Genomic DNA, 16782 nt, shown 5'->3' with positions numbered 1-16782 from the left:
AGTTTGCGTTCCGCGCCTCCCCGGCAATCCGACGTAATTTGCCAGATTAAGACTTGCCCCTCTTCCTCGGCTCGGTGTATGATACTAAGAGTTATGACCGCGAGGAAAGAGGAAAGGGGGAGCCGCTTTGCCGACCCCGAGCATGGAAGATTATTTGGAACGCATTTATCGCCTGATCGATGAGAAGGGGTACGCGCGCGTCTCGGACATCGCCGAAGGGCTCGAAGTGCATCCGTCTTCCGTCACGAAGATGATTCAGAAGCTCGACAAGGATAATTATTTGATCTATGAGAAGTATCGCGGTCTTGTCTTGACGAACAAGGGCAAGAAGATGGGCAAGCGCCTCGTCGACCGGCACCATCTGCTCGAGACGTTCCTGAAGATGATCGGCGTCCAGGAAGAGAACATTTACCGGGACGTCGAAGGCATCGAGCACCATCTGAGCTGGGACTCGATCACTTGCATCGAGACGCTGGTCGAATATTTGAAGCGCGACGAGAACCGGAGCGAAACGATGCTTCGGATTCGGGCCGAGCTCGATAACGAATAAGTCATATCCGCGAACGAACGTCTGCCTGCCGGCAGGCGTTTTTCATTGGTTTCGGACAGACGGCTTCCGGCGTTATGGGAAAAGCCGCGCCCCGCATAAGATGCATCGATGAGCGATGCGGCTTTTATCGAACGGGGGAGTCCGGATGAAAGTGAACGGGGTGTTCGAAGGCGGAGGGGTGAAAGGCATTTCCTTAGTGGGAGCCGTGCGGGCGGCGGAGCTGAACGGCGTGTCGTTCCACAAAGTGGCGGGCACGTCCTCCGGCGGCATCGTAGCCGCCCTGCTTGCGACGGGCTATACCGCGGAAGAGATGAAGCGGGCCATTCAAGCGGTGCCGTTCACTTCTTTTTTGCGCCGTTCCCGTTTTTTCAACGTTCGATTCATCGGTCCGGCCGTGCGCCTGCTTCTCAAAAAAGGGCTCTATTCCGGCGACGCCCTGGAAGAGTGGGTTCGCGGCTTGCTCGCGGCCAAGAACGTCCGGACGTTCGCGGACCTGCCGCTCGGCAAGCTGCGGATCATCGCTTCGGACATTACGAACGGCAAAATTCTCGTGCTGCCCGACGGTATCGCGGAATACGGCATCGATCCGCTTCGTCTGGAGATCGCCAAGGCGGTCCGCATGAGCGCAAGCATCCCGTATTTTTTCGATCCCGTCATCCTCCTTCAGTCCAACCGGCACCGCTATTTCAAGCGGCGGCGGAAGGCCGAAGTCAAATCCACCTACATCGTCGACGGCGGACTGCTGAGCAATTTTCCGCTGTGGGTGTTCGACCGGGACAACGACTCGGGCAAGGAGCCTCCGCTTCCCGTCGTCGGGTTCCAAATGGTCGGCCGGCGCGACGCCAAAGCCCGCCGGATCGGAGGGCCGATCTCCATGTTCCAGGCGATGTTCGAAACGATGCTGAACGCCCACGACGAACGGTATATCGAGGAGCATAACCGGATTCGGACGATCAAAATCGCCACGCTCGGCGTAGGCACGGCGGATTTCTCCTTGTCGCCGGAGATGAGCGAGAAGCTGTACGAGTCGGGCTTGGAAGCGGGGGACCGCTTCTTCAAGCAATGCGACCGCCAGACCGGCACGCTGCCGGTTGCCGGCTCTTCGTCTCCGCAAATCCGTCTCAAATAGAGGCTCTTAGGAAAATATTTCTTCCTTGCCACTTGAATAGAGAATATAATATTTGTTATGGCCCTGAGCCGCAAACGTCATCCTTATCGAAGAGAGGTGCCATTGTTTTGATCTCCTTAACTCCACGGCGACAACAGCAAGTGAATTACATCGGCATAACCGAAGAGGATTTGGCCCGGCTTCGGCAGCATAAGGAAGCTTTCGAGCGGATCGTCGATCGACTCGTCTCCGACTTGTACGAGCATATCACGTCGTCCGAGGAACTGATGGCCATTATTGCGCGCCACAGCACCGTCGAACGGCTGAAGGAGACCCAGCGTTGGTACTACATGTCGATGACCGACGGCGTTCTGGACGAAGATTATATCCGCAAGCGTTTGTTCGTCGGACAAGTTCACTCCCGCATCGGCTTGACGACCGACTGGTATTTGGGGACTTATTTGAAATATTTGGACTTGTCCGCTTCCTATCTCCGGACCGTTACGGAAGATTGGCCGTCCGTCGTCCATTCGCTCACCAAGATGTTCAACCTCGATTCCCAGCTCGTTCTTGAGGCGTACGAGCACGACGAGAAGCAAAAAATCCAGACGCTGGCGAACAACCAGACGACGCTGCTGCAAGGGATCGGCGTTGCCGTCCAGGATTTGACGAAGATGATCGCGCGGCTTGCCGACAACAGCGGGAAAATGGCCGAGACGACCCAACTGACCGCGGTTACGCAGGAGGAGTCTCACCGGCAGCTTCTGGAGCTGGGCAGCGAAGTGGAGAACATCCAGCAGCTCGGTTCGCTGATGAAGGAGTTTTCCGACCAGACGCATCTGCTCGGCCTTAACGCCGCCATCGAGGCCGCCCGAGCGGGCGAAGAGGGGCTCGGCTTCCAAGTCGTCGCCAACGAAGTGCGCAAGCTGGCGACGCAATCCAAGGACGCTTTGCAGGCGATCGACGCGAAGCTGAAGTCGATTACCCACGTGCTGTCGCAAGTGCAGGACAAATCGCTCAAGACGACCGTCTACGCGCAGGAGCAAGCGGCGGGAGCGCAGGAGCTCGCCGCGTTCGTCGAGACGATCGAGCGGCTCGCGCAGGAGCTTGACACGCTTCAGAACGTCGAGTCCGTCCGGACTCATTGACAGCATAAACGCTCCGCATCGGCGTCGGCCGATGCGGAGCGTTTGATTTTCTCGCATCTAATGGTATGTGGGCGGTTCGTCGTCCCGCTTCTTGTTGCCTTCGATCACCCGGAAGGGGGCGTTGCGGCGCTTCGATTTGTCCGCCGGCCCCGGCCGGGTCTCCCGTACGGGCCGGCGTTGCCGGCTCTTGGCGGCCGCCTTGCGGAATCGGGCCGCATCGGACGACGCCCGGAAGCGCCTCGGCGGGAATTTGTACAGAAGGAACACGATGGCGATCAACACGACCGGAATAAGCAGCGTGCGGGCGCCTTGCCTGATTTGTTCCACGACTCCGATCGCGAACAGCACGAACAGAATGGCGGATAACGGACCGATTCGTTTGCGCATACGATCACTCCTTCGCGTTTATGTTCCGCACCCGCTTTGCCCGATATACCCGACTTGCGCGAGAGGCGTACGGTGCCCGTTCGGGGTCAAGCCGGATGAAGCTCGCGGTCAAGCTCCCGCATCCGGTTGAAGGAAGCGATGGAGACGGCGACCTGATCGTCGGTCGGCTCTTTGGTCGTCAGCAGCTGCAGCCACAAGCCCGGGTAACCGAGGAAGCGCAGGACGGGAACGTCGCGCAGGGCGTTCGTCCATTTGAGCACTTCGTACGAGATGCCGAGGACGACCGGGAGCAGGACGATCCGAATCCAGATGCGTTCCCATACCGAATCCCAGCTGAAAATCGGGAAGGAATACAGAATGACGCCGACCAGCACGGTGAAAATGAGGAAGCTGCTGCCGCAGCGGTAGTGAAGCCGGCTGTGCTTCTGCACGTTCTCGACCGTCAGTTCGTCGCCCGCTTCGTAGCAGCTGATGACTTTGTGCTCCGCGCCGTGGTATTGGAACAGCCGCTTGACGACCGGCGTCTTGGAAATCATCCACAAATAGAAGAGCAACAAGGCAATTTTGATAACGCCTTCCAAAAGATTGTGCAAAAATTTATTGTCGAACGCCCGTCCGAAGATTTCGCTTTCAAGAAAGGCCGGGACGGAGACGAACACCAGCTTGCCGACCACGAAGGACAGCACGCCGACGACCGCGACGCCGAGAATCATCGACAGGCTCCATTTCTCCTTCTTCGGGGCGGCGTCCTCCGGCGAGGTCTCGTCTTCGGCGTACGCTTCAGCGGAGAAATTCAAATGCTGCGAGCCTTTGGCGGCGGATTCGACGATGCCGACGATGCCGCGAATAAACGGTATTCGCTTCAACCACTTCAGGATATTCGGACTCGAAGTTCTCGGTACCTCGTAGAAAGCGATCTCCTGGTTCTTCCTGCGGACGGCGGTTACGTTCACGTGGCGTCCCGCAAACATGACGCCTTCGATAACGGCCTGTCCTCCGTATGCTACGTTTGCTTGCCGTGCCAAGCCCATCACCTTCTCTGTCGCTTAAACTCTGGGGAAGCCGGCTCCCCAAGCTACCCTTATTTTACAAGATTAACGCCCGCAATGCTACAGGAAACGGCTGCTCGCAGGCTCAGCGACCCCATGCGGCGGTTAATCGTCCCCCGGGTGACTCATAATAACCCGCAACGAGCCGCAAACGAACGGAGGGACGTACATGTCGCCAAATGCTGAAAAGCAAGATCGCGCCGGCGGCGCCCGGGACGGGGAGGAGCCGGTAAGACCCCGAACCGCGAGGTCGGCGCTGCGCAAGGAGGCCTCGCCGCATCCCGCCTTATTCTCGATGCTCATCGGCTTTTTCGCCGGCGTGCTGTGGGGCTTCATTCGCTGGTTCGCCGTCGGCCTTCATTTTACGAAGGTCCCGCAGGCGTTTCTGGCCGATCCTTTCGTGCGCCGCAGCTTGCTGGGCAGCGCCGGATGGGAGTGGATCGGCTTGCTGTTGTTCATCGTTATGTCCGTCTTCGCCGGGCTGATCTATTGGCTCTTCTTCGGCCGATTGAGCGGTCCGTGGCCCGGAATCGCGTTCGGCGCCTTGTGGTGGGTGATGCTGTTCTACGTCGTCGGTCCGCCGACCGGAACCGTCGAGGCCGCGGCTGCGCTCGGCTGGAGGACCCTTGTTGCAGAGCTTTGTCTCTATCTCGTCTGGGGACTGTTCATCGGCTACAGCATCGCCTTCGAATATCACGACGAAGCCGCAAGGGAGCCGACGGCCAAAGCGTCCCAAGGAGGGAGAGAACCGCAGCCCGCCTCCTAATCCGCTGGTCGACCGGCCGCGCGCTATGATACAATAATTTGGCGATCATTGCCGGGCCGGCCGGGCTTTCGGCCGCAGCCGCGGCGGAGGCGGACGAGACGGAGGAGAGCTTGATATGGCCAGCATATTGGTATTGAACGGTCCGAACTTGAACATGCTCGGCATTCGCGAACCGGGCGTTTACGGCGCGTCGACGCTGAAGGACATCGAAGATAGCTTGCGGGCGCTCGCCGGCAAGCTGGGCGTCGAGCTGAGCTTCTATCAATCGAACCACGAAGGCGCGCTGCTGGACGAGATCCATGCGGCGTACGGGCGCCATGACGGCATTCTGATCAATCCCGGGGCCTATACCCACACGAGCTACGCGCTGAGGGACGGTCTGGCCGCGGTCGGGCTGCCGGTGGTGGAAGTGCATCTGTCCAACATCCACAAGCGCGAGGCGTTCCGGCACGTGTCGGTAACGGCTCCCGTCTGTCTCGGACAGATCGCGGGCTTCGGACCGCTCGGCTACGAGCTCGGGCTGCGGGCGCTGTGCCGGCATCTGGGACTCGAGACCGCAAATTGATCAGGAGGTGGAGAAGAACATGCCGAACGAAAGAGTGAGAAAGCTGAGGACGGCGATCGGCGAACTGGGCGCGGAGGCGATGCTCGTCACGAACGGCGTCAACCGCCGGTATTTGACCGGCTTCACCGGCTCGGCGGGCGTCGTGCTCGTTACGGCCAGCGATGCGGTGCTGCTGACGGATTTCCGCTACCGGGACCAGGCGCCAGCCCAGGCTGCCGGTTTTACCGTCGTCGAGCACGGCCCTAACGTGTACGACGACGTAGCCGGGCTGCTTCGCAAGTGGGGCGTCTCCTCGCTGTTGTTCGAGGAGCGGGACGTGAATTACGCGACGTACGCCGTCTTGAAGGAGAAGTTCGGTTCCACCGAGCTGAAAGTGTCGGGCGGCGCCGTGGAGAAGATCCGCATGATCAAGGACGAGAGCGAGCTCGCGATCATGCAGGAAGCCGCCGATTTGGCGGACCGGACGTTTTCGCACATTTTGCCATTTATTAAACCGGGCGTGTCCGAAGCCGACATCGCGCTGGAGCTCGAATTTTTCATGCGGAGCCACGGGGCGACCTCCACGTCGTTCGAGACGATCGTCGCCTCGGGAGAACGTTCCGCCCTGCCTCACGGCGTGGCGAGCGACCGCATCATCGGCCGGGACGAATTCGTCAAGCTCGATTACGGCGCCTACTACAAAGGATACTGCTCGGACATTACCCGCACGGTCGTGGTCGGGCGTCCGAGCGCCAAGCACCGCGAAATTTACGACATCGTGCTGGAAGCGCAGCTCCACACGCTGGAGAATCTCCGTCCCGGACTGACGGGGCGAGAGGGCGACGCCTTGACGAGAGACGTCATTACAAGGTATGGTTATGGTGAATATTTCGGCCATGGGACAGGTCACGGGCTCGGCATGGAAATTCATGAAGCGCCCCGGCTGTCCAGAACCGAAGACACGATTTTAACCCCCGGCATGACTGTCACGGTCGAACCTGGCATTTATCTCCCCGGCTTCGGGGGCGTTCGCATCGAAGACGACGTCGTGATGACGGATGACGGGATTAAAATACTTACTCGCTCGCCGAAGGAACTGATCGTTCTGGATTAGGGGAGCCACGTTTCCACAGGAGGGAATTTTTGCAGTGATTTCCGTTAACGATCTGAAGACAGGACTTACCATCGAAGTGGACGGAGAGCTTTGCTCCGTTCTCGACTTCCAACACGTGAAGCCGGGCAAGGGAGCCGCGTTCGTCCGCACGAAGATGAAGAATCTGCGCAACGGCAACGTCGTCGAGAAGACGTTCCGCGCTGGCGAGAACGTCGTTCGCGCGCACGTCGAGAACCGTGCGGTGCAATATTTGTACAACTCCGGCACCGAGTATACGTTCATGGACAACGAGACCTACGACCAATTCACTCTGGACAAGAAGCAGCTCGAATGGGAGATCAACTTCCTGACCGAGAACATGACGGTGAACATCGCCAGCTACCAAGGCGAGATCATCGGCATCAATCTGCCGAACTCCGTCAACCTGAAGGTCGTCGAGACCGAGCCGGGCATCAAGGGCAACACCGCGACCGGTGCGACCAAGAACGCCAAGCTGGAGACGGGCCTGAACGTGCAAGTGCCGCTGTTCATCAACGAAGGCGACGTGCTCACGATCGACACCCGCGATGGCAAATACGTGTCCCGCGCCTAAGACGGGACTCAGCCCATCCTTGCCTCCGCATTTCCATGCGGCGGCGAGGATTTTTTTCATTTCTGGGCCATCCGACTTATGCTATAATATAATGCTGTATGCAGAAGTTTTATCGGGGAGTGAAACCGCGTTGTCGTTAATCGTAATGAAATTCGGCGGCAGTTCCGTGGGTACGACGGAACGGATGCAGCGCGTGGCGCAGCGGATCGTCGACAAGAAGCTGCAGGGCCACCGAGTCGTAGTCGTCGTGTCCGCGATGGGAGATACGACGGACGATCTGATCGATAAGTCCAGGGAATTGAACGCAGAGCCGCCCGCAAGGGAGATGGATATGCTGCTCACGACCGGCGAGCAAATATCCGTGGCGCTGCTTGCGATGACCATTCATAAGCTCGGCCATGCCGCCAGATCGTTTACCGGATGGCAGGCGGGCATTTCGACGGAAGCCGTTCACGGCAAAGCGCGCATTACGGACATTGCGCCGAAGCGTCTGCTGGCTGCGTTGGACGAAGGGGATATCGCGATCGTCGCGGGCTTCCAGGGCATGACCGAAGACGGCGAGATCACGACGCTCGGCCGCGGCGGATCGGATACGACGGCCGTCGCGCTGGCGGCGGCGCTGCAAGCGGACGTATGCGAGATTTACACCGACGTGGACGGCGTCTATTCGACCGACCCCCGCGTCGTCAAATGCGCGCGCAAGCTCGATGTCATCTCCTATGACGAGATGCTGGAGCTGGCGCATCTGGGCGCGGCGGTGCTGCATCCGCGCGCCGTCGAATACGCGAAGCACAATCAAGTGCGTCTCGTCGTACGTTCGAGTTTTACCCAGAATGAAGGAACGCTCGTGAGGGAGGAAGCGGCAATGGAACAAGGAGTCGTCGTTAGCGGCATCGCATTCGACAAGAACGTCGCGCGCATCAGCATTCTCGGAGTGGAGGACGTGCCGGGCGTATTGGCGAACGTATTCGGGGCGCTCGCGCAGGAAGGCATCGACGTGGACATCATCGTTCAAAGCGGCGTTCAGAACGGCAAGGCGGACTTCTCGTTCACGCTGTCGCTCTCCGATCGTCCGAAGGCGATGGCCGTCATCGAGAACATTCGCAGCGTCGTGCCCTATCGGGACGTTTCCTTCGAGGAAGGGCTCGTCAAAGTGTCGATCGTCGGCGCCGGCATGGTGTCGAATCCGGGAGTGGCCGCGAAGATGTTCGACGTCATCTCCAAGCAGGGCGTCAGCATCAAGATGGTGAGCACGTCGGAGATCAAATGCTCTTGCGTCATCGCGGCGGAGCCGCTGCAGGACGTCGTCCGGGCGCTGCACACCGCTTACGGCCTCGACACGGCGGAAGCCGCATTCGTCGGCGGTCCTCAAGAACGCCGGTAAGCAGGGCAGCGGCGCATTTGAGCGCTGTAAGCTAGAAAATCAATCTCAGTCTGATTTGAGAAATGGCGATGCAGGGATACACTCCCTACGTCGCCATTTCTTCATTTTCAGGCGAGTGTCCATCAAGTGCGCCAAGATGCATCCGCTTTTTTCCAAATTACGCTCATTTATTCGTGAACAGCTGGAGAATTTTCAAAATGAACGCCGTAATGCCGGCCGCCATAAGCGGACCGACGGGAATGCCGCGCAGCAGCACGATGCCGGCAATCGAGCCGATGACGAGCCCGACGATGAGCTGCGGATCGACCTTAAGCATTTCCAGGCCTTTGCCGTTCAAATAGGTGGCTGCCGCTCCCCCCAGCAGCGCGACCCAGCCTGTCCAGGACGTAAAGGCGCCCAGCACGTCCTTCACCTGAACTTTCCCCGACGCGAACGGAACGAGCACGGCCAGCGTCAGGAAGAGCAGCCCGAATTCCAGCCCCCGCCGCTCGATGGAGGGCAAGTACCGCTCCAGATGGACAAGCTTGACGATGAGCAGCACGCAAGCAGCGGTCGTGATGATCGGAGAACGCCCGATCAATCCGATAATGATAAGCGCGACAAGCACCAAATCCCCGTTCATGGATAGCATGCCCTCCAGGCCGGAACGGCGTCCGGGAAATTCGTAGGCGCGATTTGCCTCCTTATCAGAATACGGAACGAGCCCCCCGCTTAGAACGCCGCGGGAAGCTCGCCTGCCGCCGCTTTAAATTACATAATGAGAGATCGACCGGTGCAGGCCGAACGTGTCGCTGCGCAAGCCGCGCCGCATCGTCTCCAGCGACAGCGCCTCCTGGGGCGCGACGTTGCCCAGATTCGCTTCCGGCCCGAGGATGGTCAGCAGGGCCGCCTGCTGGTCCTTCCGGGGCGCTTCCCACATCAGCTTGCCCGCGTCCGGCAAATGGCGCTGCAGCATGCGAAGTTCGTCTTCGCGGCAGCCGCCCTTCTCGTCGTAGAGCCCGACCCCGACGCCCGACTCCCTTGCCTCGACCGTCACCAACTCCGCTCCGCACTGGAGGTCCGCTTCGATCGTCCGGCGCAAGTCGTCCAGAACGATGCGCGAACCGGACGTTTTTTTACCGTACTCGGTAAACACCCGCAAGCCCCGCCTCGTCGCTTCCCGAATGAGACCGTCCCGCTGCTGCCGGCTCAGCTCGATCGTGCCGTCCGAGATCTCCACGCCGTCGAATCCGAGCTCCAGCACCGCCGCGAAAAAACCGGCTTCCTCATGGAGCCTGACCGCCGCCTCCAGCAGCGTTCCGCCCGGAAATACGGCGATTCCGACGCTCTGCGCCCTCGCGATTTTGTCTTGGATGAGCGAGTACGAATAGAGGGGCGAGGTGCCGAAGCCGACCTTGATGAAGTCGATATAATCTCCCGCGGTGGCGAGCAAGTCCGCGAACGCGTGGGGACCGAGCCCCTTGTCGATGACCATCGTCATGCCGGAAGTGCGGGGCTTGCCGCTCCGCGATTCGCTCGGGTCCCGCAGCGCCGCCGGCCATGACGCGTCGATTTTGGTCTCCATATTGCAACTCTCCTCGTATGAAGTTGAGTTTACCGTCCAAGGCGTCCGGTAAGCTATGCAACGGCAATATATGCGCGCCGGCTTGGGCGGGTGCCCTTTGAGGCAAGGGCGAACAGGAGCGGTCAGGGGAAAAAGGGAAAGTTGTCCGGCCCGGAAGCATAGAGTAGAACACGGACAAACTTGGGCCGAAAGGGGGGAGGGCGACAAATGGACAAAACGGTGTTCAGCATGGCGCTGCTACGCATCGTCTCCGGAAGCCTAGAGATTACCGCCGCAATCGTCATGCTGAAGTTTAACGATATCCAGAAGGCGCTGGTCGTCAATTCCATGCTGGCGCTGGTCGGACCGCTGGTGCTGCTGACGACGACGACGATCGGGCTGGTCGGGCTGTCGGACAAGCTGTCTCCCATGCGCTTTTTGTGGGTGGCGGCGGGCGTCTCGTGTTTGCTGATCGGCATTTTGAAGAAGTGACGGCACGGTCGGGAAGGGCCAAGCAGGCATAAAAATATCGTCCAAGCATACATATGAATCAGCTATGGACTTCGTCTCGGGGAAAGGGGGAAATCCCGATGCCGCCCGTCTTGTTTGAATGGTTGCCGTATCAACTGAGATCGTTGCTGTCCGGGCTGCCGGATGCCGTGCTCGAGACGCTCGAGGAGATCCGCATCCGGGAGAACCGCCCGCTGGAGATCGGGTACGGAGGCCGCTTCGCGTTCGTGCGGGGCGACGGCTCCGTCGCCGACGATTATCGCGCGGGGTACAAGCCGAGCCGGGAAGATTGCAAGGCGCTGCTGGAAAAAGTAACGGATCATTCGCTATATGCGGTGGAAGAGGAGTTAAGACGGGGCTATGTGACGGTGGCCGGGGGTCACCGGATCGGACTGGCCGGCCGGACCGTGCTCGAAGGCGGGGCGGTCCGGCATTTGCGGGACGTCACCAGCTTCAACGTGCGCATCGCCCGGGCGCGGCCCGGCTGCGCGGCCCGGCTGCTGCCCGCGTTGCTGGACAAAGCCGCGAGAACGGTCCGCCACACGCTGATCGTCTCGCCTCCGCAGCAGGGCAAGACGACGCTGCTGCGCGATCTGGCGAGAGCCGTCAGCTCGGGGGAGTGGAACGATCCTTCGGCCCGAAGCTGGGGGGGCCGGAAGGTCGGCATCGTCGACGAACGGTCGGAGATCGCCGCTTGCGAGCGGGGGGTGCCGACGTTCGACCTCGGCCCCCGCACCGATGTGCTCGACGCCTGCCCGAAAGCGGAAGGCATGATGATGCTCGTCCGCTCCATGTCGCCGGAAGTCGTCGTCGTCGACGAGATCGGGCGGCCCGAGGACGCGGACGCGCTCAGGGAGGCGCTTCATGCAGGCGTTCGGGTGCTGGCGACGGCGCACGCGTCGGATCTGTCCGACGTGTTCAACCGTCCGGTTCTCGCCTTGCTCGCCCGCGAAGGCGTGTTCGGGGCCTACGTTCTATTGTCGCGAGCCGGCGGGCGTGTGGAGCATCGGGTGTACGGCGCGCTGGAGGCGGAGGAGGCGCGGCGGCGGGGGCTGCGGCAATGGGCCGCCGCGCCGCGGGACGCCCCTGCCCCTGCGCCGGCTCCGGCCGCTTCCCGGTCGGCGGGCGGGGCGCTGGAAACCGCGATCAAAGCCCGGCCGCTTCCGCCGATCCGATCTCCGGATCGGCTCGAAGGCGAGGGAGAGGGCCATGCTTAAGCTGCTCGGAGCGGTTCTGGTGCTGTTCGCCGGGACGATGATCGGCTACCTGCAAGCGGCAAGGTTCGCCGAGAGGCCGAGGCAAATCCGCTATTTGCTGCACGCGCTCCAGCGGCTTGAGACGGAGATCGGCTACGGGCAAACCCCGCTCCCGGACGCGCTGCATCGGGTTTCGCTCGCCATTCCTCCCCCGCTCGCCGGAATGTTCGCGGCGATTGCCGCCGAGCTTCGGGCGGGAACCGGCGTGACGGTGCGGGAGAGCTGGGAGAACACGTTCTCATCCGGCTGGCCGTCGACCGCGATGCGCGGCGGCGAGCGGGAGGCGCTGCTGCGGCTCGGCGGCACGCTGGGCGGGAGCGGCAGGGAGGACCAGCTGAAGCATGTCCGCCTTGCCATGCTGCAGCTGCAGACGGAGGAGGCCGCGGCGAGAGAGGATCAGCAGCGGTACGAGAAGCTGTGCCGGAGCCTGGGGGTGCTGGGGGCCGCCCTGGTCGTCATCCTGATGATGTAGTAGGGGGCCGAATCGATGAATATCGACGTCAGCACGATTTTCCAGATCGCCGGCATCGGCATAATCGTCGCCATGATCCATACCGTGCTCAAGCAGATGGGCAAGGAGGATATGGCGCATTGGGTCACTGTCATCGGTTTCGTCGTCGTTTTGTTTATGGTGGTGAGATTGTTGAACGATCTTTTCCAGGAAATTAAAACGATCTTTCTGTTTCAGTGAACGGTTAGCGACCATCATGGCAGGTGAGAGCGGTGGAAATTCTCCAGATTGTCGGCATCGGGCTGCTAACGACCGTGCTCATTCTCGTCATCCGGGAGCAGAAGCCGATGTTCGCCTTTCTGCTCTCCGCGTTTGTCGGCGTCGCGATATTTCTGGCCCTGATCGGCAAGATCGACAACGTCGTCTCGGTGCTGGAGGAGCTTGCGGACCGTTCGGGCATTCCTTCCGTGTATTTGAAGACGATGCTCAAAATTATCGGCATCGCCTACGTCGCCGAGTTCGGGGCCCAGATCGTCCGGGACGCCGGCATGGAGAGCATCGCGTCCAAGATCGAATTCGCCGGCAAGATGCTCATCCTCGTCATGGCGGTGCCGATCATCAGCGTCATTATCGAAACGGTTCTCAATTTGATGCCGGCATGAAGCGCGGCTGCGGAAGGGGGGGTGAAGCGCATGCGCCTCAAGCTTCCGCCGAATCGAAGAGCGGGTCTCGCGTCGCTGGTGCTTCTGCTCTCCGCCCTTCTGCTATCCTGGCTTCCGTCGGCGGTCTTCGCCGAATCCGATCCGTCCCCGTCGCCGCAGGCTGCAGCGCCCGGTACGGACGCGAGCGGACTCGCGGACGAATTGGCGAAGCAGCAAGCCGAAGACGTCGACATGCGGCAGATCGAGCAATTTTGGAACAAGCTGAGAGGGGAATACGGGGGCTACTTTCCGGAAGGGAAGGCGCCCGATCTCCGGCAGCTGATGTTCCCCTCCGGGGAACGTTGGGAATTGTCAAGCGCGCTGACGGGGCTCATCCGATTTTTCCTGCATGAAGTGCTCTACAGCGGGAAGCTGGTCGTGACCATCGTCATGCTTGCGGTGTTCACGATGATTCTCGAGACGATGCAGAACGCCTTCGAGCGGAATGCGGTCAGCAAGGTCGCGTATGCGATCGCGTACATGGTGCTGCTCGTCATCGCCGTCAACAGCTTCCGCAGCGCGACCCAGTACGCCGCCGAGGCGATCGGCAACATGGTGCAGTTCATGCTCGCCATGGTGCCTCTGCTGCTGACGCTGCTCGCCAGCACGGGAGGCGTTACGACGGTCGCCGTGCTTCATCCGCTCATCGTCTTCATGATCCATACGGTGGGCACCTTGATTCATCTGATCGTCTTTCCGCTGCTGTTTTTCTCGGCCGTCCTGCATCTCGTCAGCACGATTACGGACCGCTACAAAGTGACTCAGCTCGCCAATCTGCTCCGCAGCATCGGCGTCGGGCTGCTCGGCGGCTTGCTGACGCTGTTCCTCGGCGTGCTGTCCGTGCAGGGCGCGACTGGAGCGGTCGCCGACGGCATCGCGCTGAAGACGGCCAAGTTCGTCACCGGCAACTTCGTGCCCGTCGTCGGACGCATGTTCTCCGACGCGGCCGACACCGTGCTGTCGGCCAGCTTGCTCGTCAAAAACGCGGTGGGCCTCGCGGGCGTCGTCATTCTGCTCTTTCTGTGCGCGTTTCCGGCCGTCAAAATCTTGACGCTGTCGCTCATCTACAGCGTCTCGGCGGCGGTGCTGCAGCCGCTCGGCGACACGCCGATCGTGCAATGCCTCCAGACGATCGGCAAAACGCTCATCTTCGTCTTCGCCGCGCTGGCTTCGGTAGGCCTGATGTTCTTCCTCGCGGTGACGATCATCCTGACGGCGGGCAACGCGTCGGTCATGCTACGCTGAGCCCCGGAGAGGAGGAGTAGCGATGATCGCGGCCTTGTCGGGTTGGCTGACGCAGGTCGTCGCCGTCGTTCTGCTCGCGTCGCTGGTCGACCTGCTGCTTCCGAACCGGACGATGCAGCGCTACGTGAGGCTGGTGGCGGGACTGTTCGTGCTCCTGACGGTGGCGACGCCCGTCCTGCAATGGTTCCGAAACGACTTCGGAACGAAGCTGGCGTCGGGCCTCGAGAAGGTGCAATGGCCGTCCGGCGCAAGCTCCGCCGAGCTTGAATTCATCGAGGCGGAAGGCCGCCGGCTGGGCGAGGCCCGAAACGAACAAGCGGTACGGCTCGCGACGGCGCAGCTGGCCGCCGATATCCGGCAGGCGGTGGAAAGCTCCGGAATCGGCTCCGTTAAGACGGTGGACGTCAAGACGGAGCCGAACGGGGCGGGCGGCAGCAAGGTGGCTGAAGTCGAGCTCGTGCTGGCGGCGGAGGACGGGCAGCCCGGGACGTCCGGCAAGGGGAAGGCGACCGGCGCAATCGCCGACGTCGAGCCCGTCGAGCCGGTCGCTCCGGTGGATATCGACATCGGCGCGGACGGCCGGGATGTCCCGGCCGGGGCCGACGAGGCGGATGCCGCGCAGCCGGCCGACGGCGAGCTGTTCCGCCGCGTCGCGGAGCTTCTGTCCAATCGGTTCGGCATCGGGCAGGATCAGGTAAGGGTATGGCTGGATGCATCCGGCGCGTCTTATTGAAGGGAGGGGAAGCCGCATGGCCAAATGGCTGCAGCAGCTGGAATCGTTCATCGGAGGAGGTCCGGGAGGACCCCGCCGCGTCAAGGCGTTCCGGTGGCTGGTCCTGATCGGGCTCATCGGCGCTGCCTTGTTGCTGGTCGCTTCTCTCCTCAACGTCAAGGCGGTGGATCCGTCCCGCTCCCCCGACATCTCCCCGCCCGGGGACGGCGACGCGCCGGGGCAGCAGCAAGAGACGTTCCTGACGGGGGGCGGAGACGACAGCAAAGATCCATTCCTCGACATCGAATCCTCGCTGGAGAGCCGGCTGAAGCAGATGCTGGAAAATATCGTCGGCGTCGGCACGGTGGATGTGATGGTAAGCGTGGATTCGACCGAAGAGACCGTCGTGCAGTTGAACGAGAAGGAGACCCAGCAAATTACGAACGAGACGGACCGCAACGGCGCCACCCGCCATATAACCGACATTAACAAGGAAGGCCAAGTCGTGCTGTACGAAGTGTCGGGAGGACAGTCTCCGATCGTCGTCAAGAAGGTAAAGCCGAAAGTCCGCGGCGTCTTGATCGTCGCCAAAGGGGCGGAGAACGCGACCGTTCACCGGCTCATCGCCGAAGCCGTCGCCCGGGGACTCGACGTTCCGACCCATCGGATCTCCGTCGTGCCGCGCAAGCAATAAACGTTTTATCAACTCGATTCGGGAGGTTATGCGTTTATGAACAACAGAAGGCAAACCATTTGGCTGGTTTCGATGCTGAGCTTGATGGTCATTTTATCGGCGTACTACTTGTTCACGGAAGACGTGACGCCCGCCACGCAAACCGCCGACAAAGCCGGCGGATATCAGGCGACCGGTTCGGCCGGCACGTCCAAGACGAACGCGGAAGGCGTGCAGGTTACCGAAGTCGACGGCGCCTCCGGAGCGGATGTCGGCACGGACGCGAATTCCTCGCAGGCGGGAACGGACAAGGACGCGTCGGCTACTTCCGACAACGCGGCGACGGCGGACCAAGGCGCGCAAACGGACGACGGTAAAGCGGCCGGCGAAGCGACGGACAAAACGTCGGCGGAAGCCACGGGCGGCAATACCGACAAGAACGCTCAGCCTTCGGACGGCCAGGCCACTTCCGGCGGACAGGACGACCAAGCGGTGCTCGAGCAAATGAACAACCTGACGGGCCGAGCTTATTTCGACGATATTCAGTTGAAAAGACAGGAGCAATTCGACCGGGAGGAAGAAAGGCTGAACGCCATCGTCGCCGACACAAGCAAGCATACCCGGGACGAGACCGAAGCCGCTTCGGCGGATCTGAGCCGGCTGGAAGCGACCGAAGAGCGCATTTCCAGCCTGGAAGAGAAGCTGCTGAGCGAATACGAGAACGCCGTCGTCGAACAAGAAGACAACAGCAACTTCAAAGTTGTCGTGCAGGCCGACAAGCTCGATAAAACCCAGGCGGTCAGCATCGTGGAGACGGCCACCAAGGAGCTGGGCGTCGCGCCGGATCGCGTCACCGTCCAATACATCGCCAATCCGTAATTCGCCGAATGAGCCCGGGCAACCGGGCTCTTCGGCTTTTGTTCCGCCGGACGTCGGCCGGTTCGGCGCACGGTCGGCTTCGCCGGGCAGGGGCTTCTACGCTTCGTTGTGTCCGTTGCAGGACCCCATCCCATTATCCCTGTCGGTCAGGCAAAGGACTGCCGGGCGCA

At 61.1% G+C, this 16782-nt stretch carries 21 protein-coding genes; 17 read left to right on the top strand and 4 right to left on the bottom strand.

The window, feature by feature from the left end; translation table 11 throughout:
- Positions 1-127: 127 nt before the first annotated feature.
- From mntR to G485_RS0118760, 3 genes are all read left to right on the top strand, one after another.
- Positions 128-550 carry a transcriptional regulator MntR gene (gene mntR / locus G485_RS0118770; protein ID WP_027093786.1) on the top strand — a complete coding sequence of 141 codons (423 nt, stop codon included), beginning with the start codon at positions 128-130 and terminating at the stop codon, positions 548-550.
- A 145-nt stretch (positions 551-695) separates the two neighbouring features.
- Positions 696-1679: a patatin-like phospholipase family protein gene (locus G485_RS0118765; protein ID WP_027093785.1), complete on the top strand. Its 984-nt coding sequence runs from the start codon at positions 696-698 to the stop codon at positions 1677-1679.
- Between the two features lie 140 nt (positions 1680-1819).
- The gene (locus G485_RS0118760; RefSeq protein ID WP_240489203.1) at positions 1820-2806 is read left to right on the top strand and encodes a globin-coupled sensor protein; all 987 of its coding nucleotides are present in this window, start codon (positions 1820-1822) and stop codon (positions 2804-2806) included.
- 57 nt (positions 2807-2863) lie between these two features.
- Here the strand turns inward: G485_RS0118760 and G485_RS0118755 are convergent, their stop codons facing one another.
- Entirely contained in the window at positions 2864-3193 is a 330-nt protein-coding gene (locus G485_RS0118755) for a hypothetical protein (RefSeq protein WP_027093783.1), read from the bottom strand.
- An 86-nt stretch (positions 3194-3279) separates the two neighbouring features.
- Positions 3280-4164, bottom strand: a complete 885-nt coding sequence (locus G485_RS0118750; RefSeq protein ID WP_420805803.1) for a DUF1385 domain-containing protein — start codon at positions 4162-4164, stop codon at positions 3280-3282.
- Between the two features lie 247 nt (positions 4165-4411).
- On the opposite strand from G485_RS0118750, the gene G485_RS27310 reads away from it, so the two are divergent.
- From G485_RS27310 to G485_RS0118725, 5 genes are all read left to right on the top strand, one after another.
- Positions 4412-5008: a YqhR family membrane protein gene (locus tag G485_RS27310; RefSeq protein ID WP_051318401.1), complete on the top strand. Its 597-nt coding sequence runs from the start codon at positions 4412-4414 to the stop codon at positions 5006-5008.
- 115 nt (positions 5009-5123) lie between these two features.
- The gene (gene aroQ, locus G485_RS0118740) at positions 5124-5573 is read left to right on the top strand and encodes a type II 3-dehydroquinate dehydratase (RefSeq protein ID WP_027093781.1); all 450 of its coding nucleotides are present in this window, start codon (positions 5124-5126) and stop codon (positions 5571-5573) included.
- 19 nt (positions 5574-5592) lie between these two features.
- Positions 5593-6666: a M24 family metallopeptidase gene (locus G485_RS0118735; RefSeq protein ID WP_027093780.1), complete on the top strand. Its 1074-nt coding sequence runs from the start codon at positions 5593-5595 to the stop codon at positions 6664-6666.
- 34 nt (positions 6667-6700) lie between these two features.
- Entirely contained in the window at positions 6701-7258 is a 558-nt protein-coding gene (efp, locus tag G485_RS0118730; RefSeq protein WP_027093779.1) for an elongation factor P, read from the top strand.
- Between the two features lie 130 nt (positions 7259-7388).
- On the top strand, positions 7389-8642 hold the full coding sequence (locus G485_RS0118725; RefSeq protein ID WP_027093778.1) for an aspartate kinase: 1254 nt from the start codon (positions 7389-7391) through the stop codon (positions 8640-8642).
- Between the two features lie 163 nt (positions 8643-8805).
- Here the strand turns inward: G485_RS0118725 and G485_RS0118720 are convergent, their stop codons facing one another.
- Both G485_RS0118720 and comA read right to left on the bottom strand, forming a co-directional pair.
- On the bottom strand, positions 8806-9264 hold the full coding sequence (locus G485_RS0118720) for a DUF441 domain-containing protein (RefSeq protein ID WP_027093777.1): 459 nt from the start codon (positions 9262-9264) through the stop codon (positions 8806-8808).
- Between the two features lie 123 nt (positions 9265-9387).
- Entirely contained in the window at positions 9388-10206 is an 819-nt protein-coding gene (gene comA / locus G485_RS0118715; protein WP_027093776.1) for a phosphosulfolactate synthase, read from the bottom strand.
- Positions 10207-10413: 207 nt separating this feature from the next.
- Between comA and G485_RS0118710 the strand changes: the two genes are divergently transcribed.
- The 9 genes from G485_RS0118710 (at position 10414) to G485_RS0118670 (ending at position 16612) form a co-directional block, all read left to right on the top strand.
- Positions 10414-10677 (top strand): YqhV family protein, encoded by a 264-nt coding sequence (locus tag G485_RS0118710; RefSeq protein WP_027093775.1) that lies wholly within the window; start codon positions 10414-10416, stop codon positions 10675-10677.
- 98 nt (positions 10678-10775) lie between these two features.
- A complete protein-coding gene (gene spoIIIAA / locus G485_RS27305) occupies positions 10776-11912 on the top strand; it encodes a stage III sporulation protein AA (protein WP_051318400.1) in 1137 nt (378 codons plus the stop codon).
- Positions 11905-12423: a stage III sporulation protein SpoIIIAB gene (spoIIIAB, locus tag G485_RS0118700; RefSeq protein WP_027093774.1), complete on the top strand. Its 519-nt coding sequence runs from the start codon at positions 11905-11907 to the stop codon at positions 12421-12423. Before spoIIIAA ends, spoIIIAB begins: the two co-directional genes overlap by 8 nt.
- A 15-nt stretch (positions 12424-12438) precedes the next feature.
- Positions 12439-12642, top strand: a complete 204-nt coding sequence (spoIIIAC, locus tag G485_RS0118695) for a stage III sporulation protein AC (protein ID WP_019007235.1) — start codon at positions 12439-12441, stop codon at positions 12640-12642.
- A gap of 32 nt (positions 12643-12674) precedes the next feature.
- Positions 12675-13064, top strand: a complete 390-nt coding sequence (gene spoIIIAD, locus G485_RS0118690) for a stage III sporulation protein AD (RefSeq protein WP_027093773.1) — start codon at positions 12675-12677, stop codon at positions 13062-13064.
- A gap of 30 nt (positions 13065-13094) precedes the next feature.
- Positions 13095-14348, top strand: a complete 1254-nt coding sequence (gene spoIIIAE / locus G485_RS0118685; RefSeq protein WP_027093772.1) for a stage III sporulation protein AE — start codon at positions 13095-13097, stop codon at positions 14346-14348.
- Between the two features lie 22 nt (positions 14349-14370).
- Positions 14371-15081, top strand: coding sequence for a stage III sporulation protein AF (locus G485_RS28585; protein WP_027093771.1), 711 nt, complete (start codon positions 14371-14373; stop codon positions 15079-15081).
- Positions 15082-15097: 16 nt separating this feature from the next.
- Positions 15098-15754, top strand: a complete 657-nt coding sequence (gene spoIIIAG / locus G485_RS0118675) for a stage III sporulation protein AG (RefSeq protein WP_027093770.1) — start codon at positions 15098-15100, stop codon at positions 15752-15754.
- Between the two features lie 36 nt (positions 15755-15790).
- Complete coding sequence (locus G485_RS0118670) at positions 15791-16612, top strand: SpoIIIAH-like family protein (RefSeq protein WP_027093769.1); 822 nt, start codon at positions 15791-15793, stop codon at positions 16610-16612.
- Positions 16613-16782 lie beyond the last annotated feature (170 nt).

This window comes from Cohnella thermotolerans DSM 17683 (genome assembly GCF_000429825.1).
In the GTDB taxonomy this organism is placed as follows: domain Bacteria; phylum Bacillota; class Bacilli; order Paenibacillales; family Paenibacillaceae; genus Cohnella; species Cohnella thermotolerans.
This window is presented reverse-complemented; position numbering and strand designations above follow the sequence as displayed.

Bases quoted from the DNA above. Each gene is read 5' to 3' on its own strand.
- G485_RS0118765 (WP_027093785.1), top strand. From the start codon at position 696: ATGAAAGTGAACGGGGTGTTCGAAGGCGGAGGGGTGAAAGGCATTTCC.
- G485_RS0118755 (WP_027093783.1), bottom strand. From the start codon at position 3,193: ATGCGCAAACGAATCGGTCCGTTATCCGCCATTCTGTTCGTGCTGTTC.
- G485_RS0118750 (WP_420805803.1), bottom strand. From the start codon at position 4,164: ATGTTTGCGGGACGCCACGTGAACGTAACCGCCGTCCGCAGGAAGAAC.
- G485_RS27310 (WP_051318401.1), top strand. From the start codon at position 4,412: ATGTCGCCAAATGCTGAAAAGCAAGATCGCGCCGGCGGCGCCCGGGAC.
- aroQ (WP_027093781.1), top strand. From the start codon at position 5,124: ATGGCCAGCATATTGGTATTGAACGGTCCGAACTTGAACATGCTCGGC.
- G485_RS0118735 (WP_027093780.1), top strand. From the start codon at position 5,593: ATGCCGAACGAAAGAGTGAGAAAGCTGAGGACGGCGATCGGCGAACTG.
- G485_RS0118720 (WP_027093777.1), bottom strand. From the start codon at position 9,264: ATGAACGGGGATTTGGTGCTTGTCGCGCTTATCATTATCGGATTGATC.
- comA (WP_027093776.1), bottom strand. From the start codon at position 10,206: ATGGAGACCAAAATCGACGCGTCATGGCCGGCGGCGCTGCGGGACCCG.
- G485_RS0118710 (WP_027093775.1), top strand. From the start codon at position 10,414: ATGGACAAAACGGTGTTCAGCATGGCGCTGCTACGCATCGTCTCCGGA.
- spoIIIAA (WP_051318400.1), top strand. From the start codon at position 10,776: ATGCCGCCCGTCTTGTTTGAATGGTTGCCGTATCAACTGAGATCGTTG.
- spoIIIAB (WP_027093774.1), top strand. From the start codon at position 11,905: ATGCTTAAGCTGCTCGGAGCGGTTCTGGTGCTGTTCGCCGGGACGATG.
- spoIIIAC (WP_019007235.1), top strand. From the start codon at position 12,439: ATGAATATCGACGTCAGCACGATTTTCCAGATCGCCGGCATCGGCATA.
- spoIIIAE (WP_027093772.1), top strand. From the start codon at position 13,095: ATGCGCCTCAAGCTTCCGCCGAATCGAAGAGCGGGTCTCGCGTCGCTG.
- G485_RS28585 (WP_027093771.1), top strand. From the start codon at position 14,371: ATGATCGCGGCCTTGTCGGGTTGGCTGACGCAGGTCGTCGCCGTCGTT.
- spoIIIAG (WP_027093770.1), top strand. From the start codon at position 15,098: ATGGCCAAATGGCTGCAGCAGCTGGAATCGTTCATCGGAGGAGGTCCG.
- G485_RS0118670 (WP_027093769.1), top strand. From the start codon at position 15,791: ATGAACAACAGAAGGCAAACCATTTGGCTGGTTTCGATGCTGAGCTTG.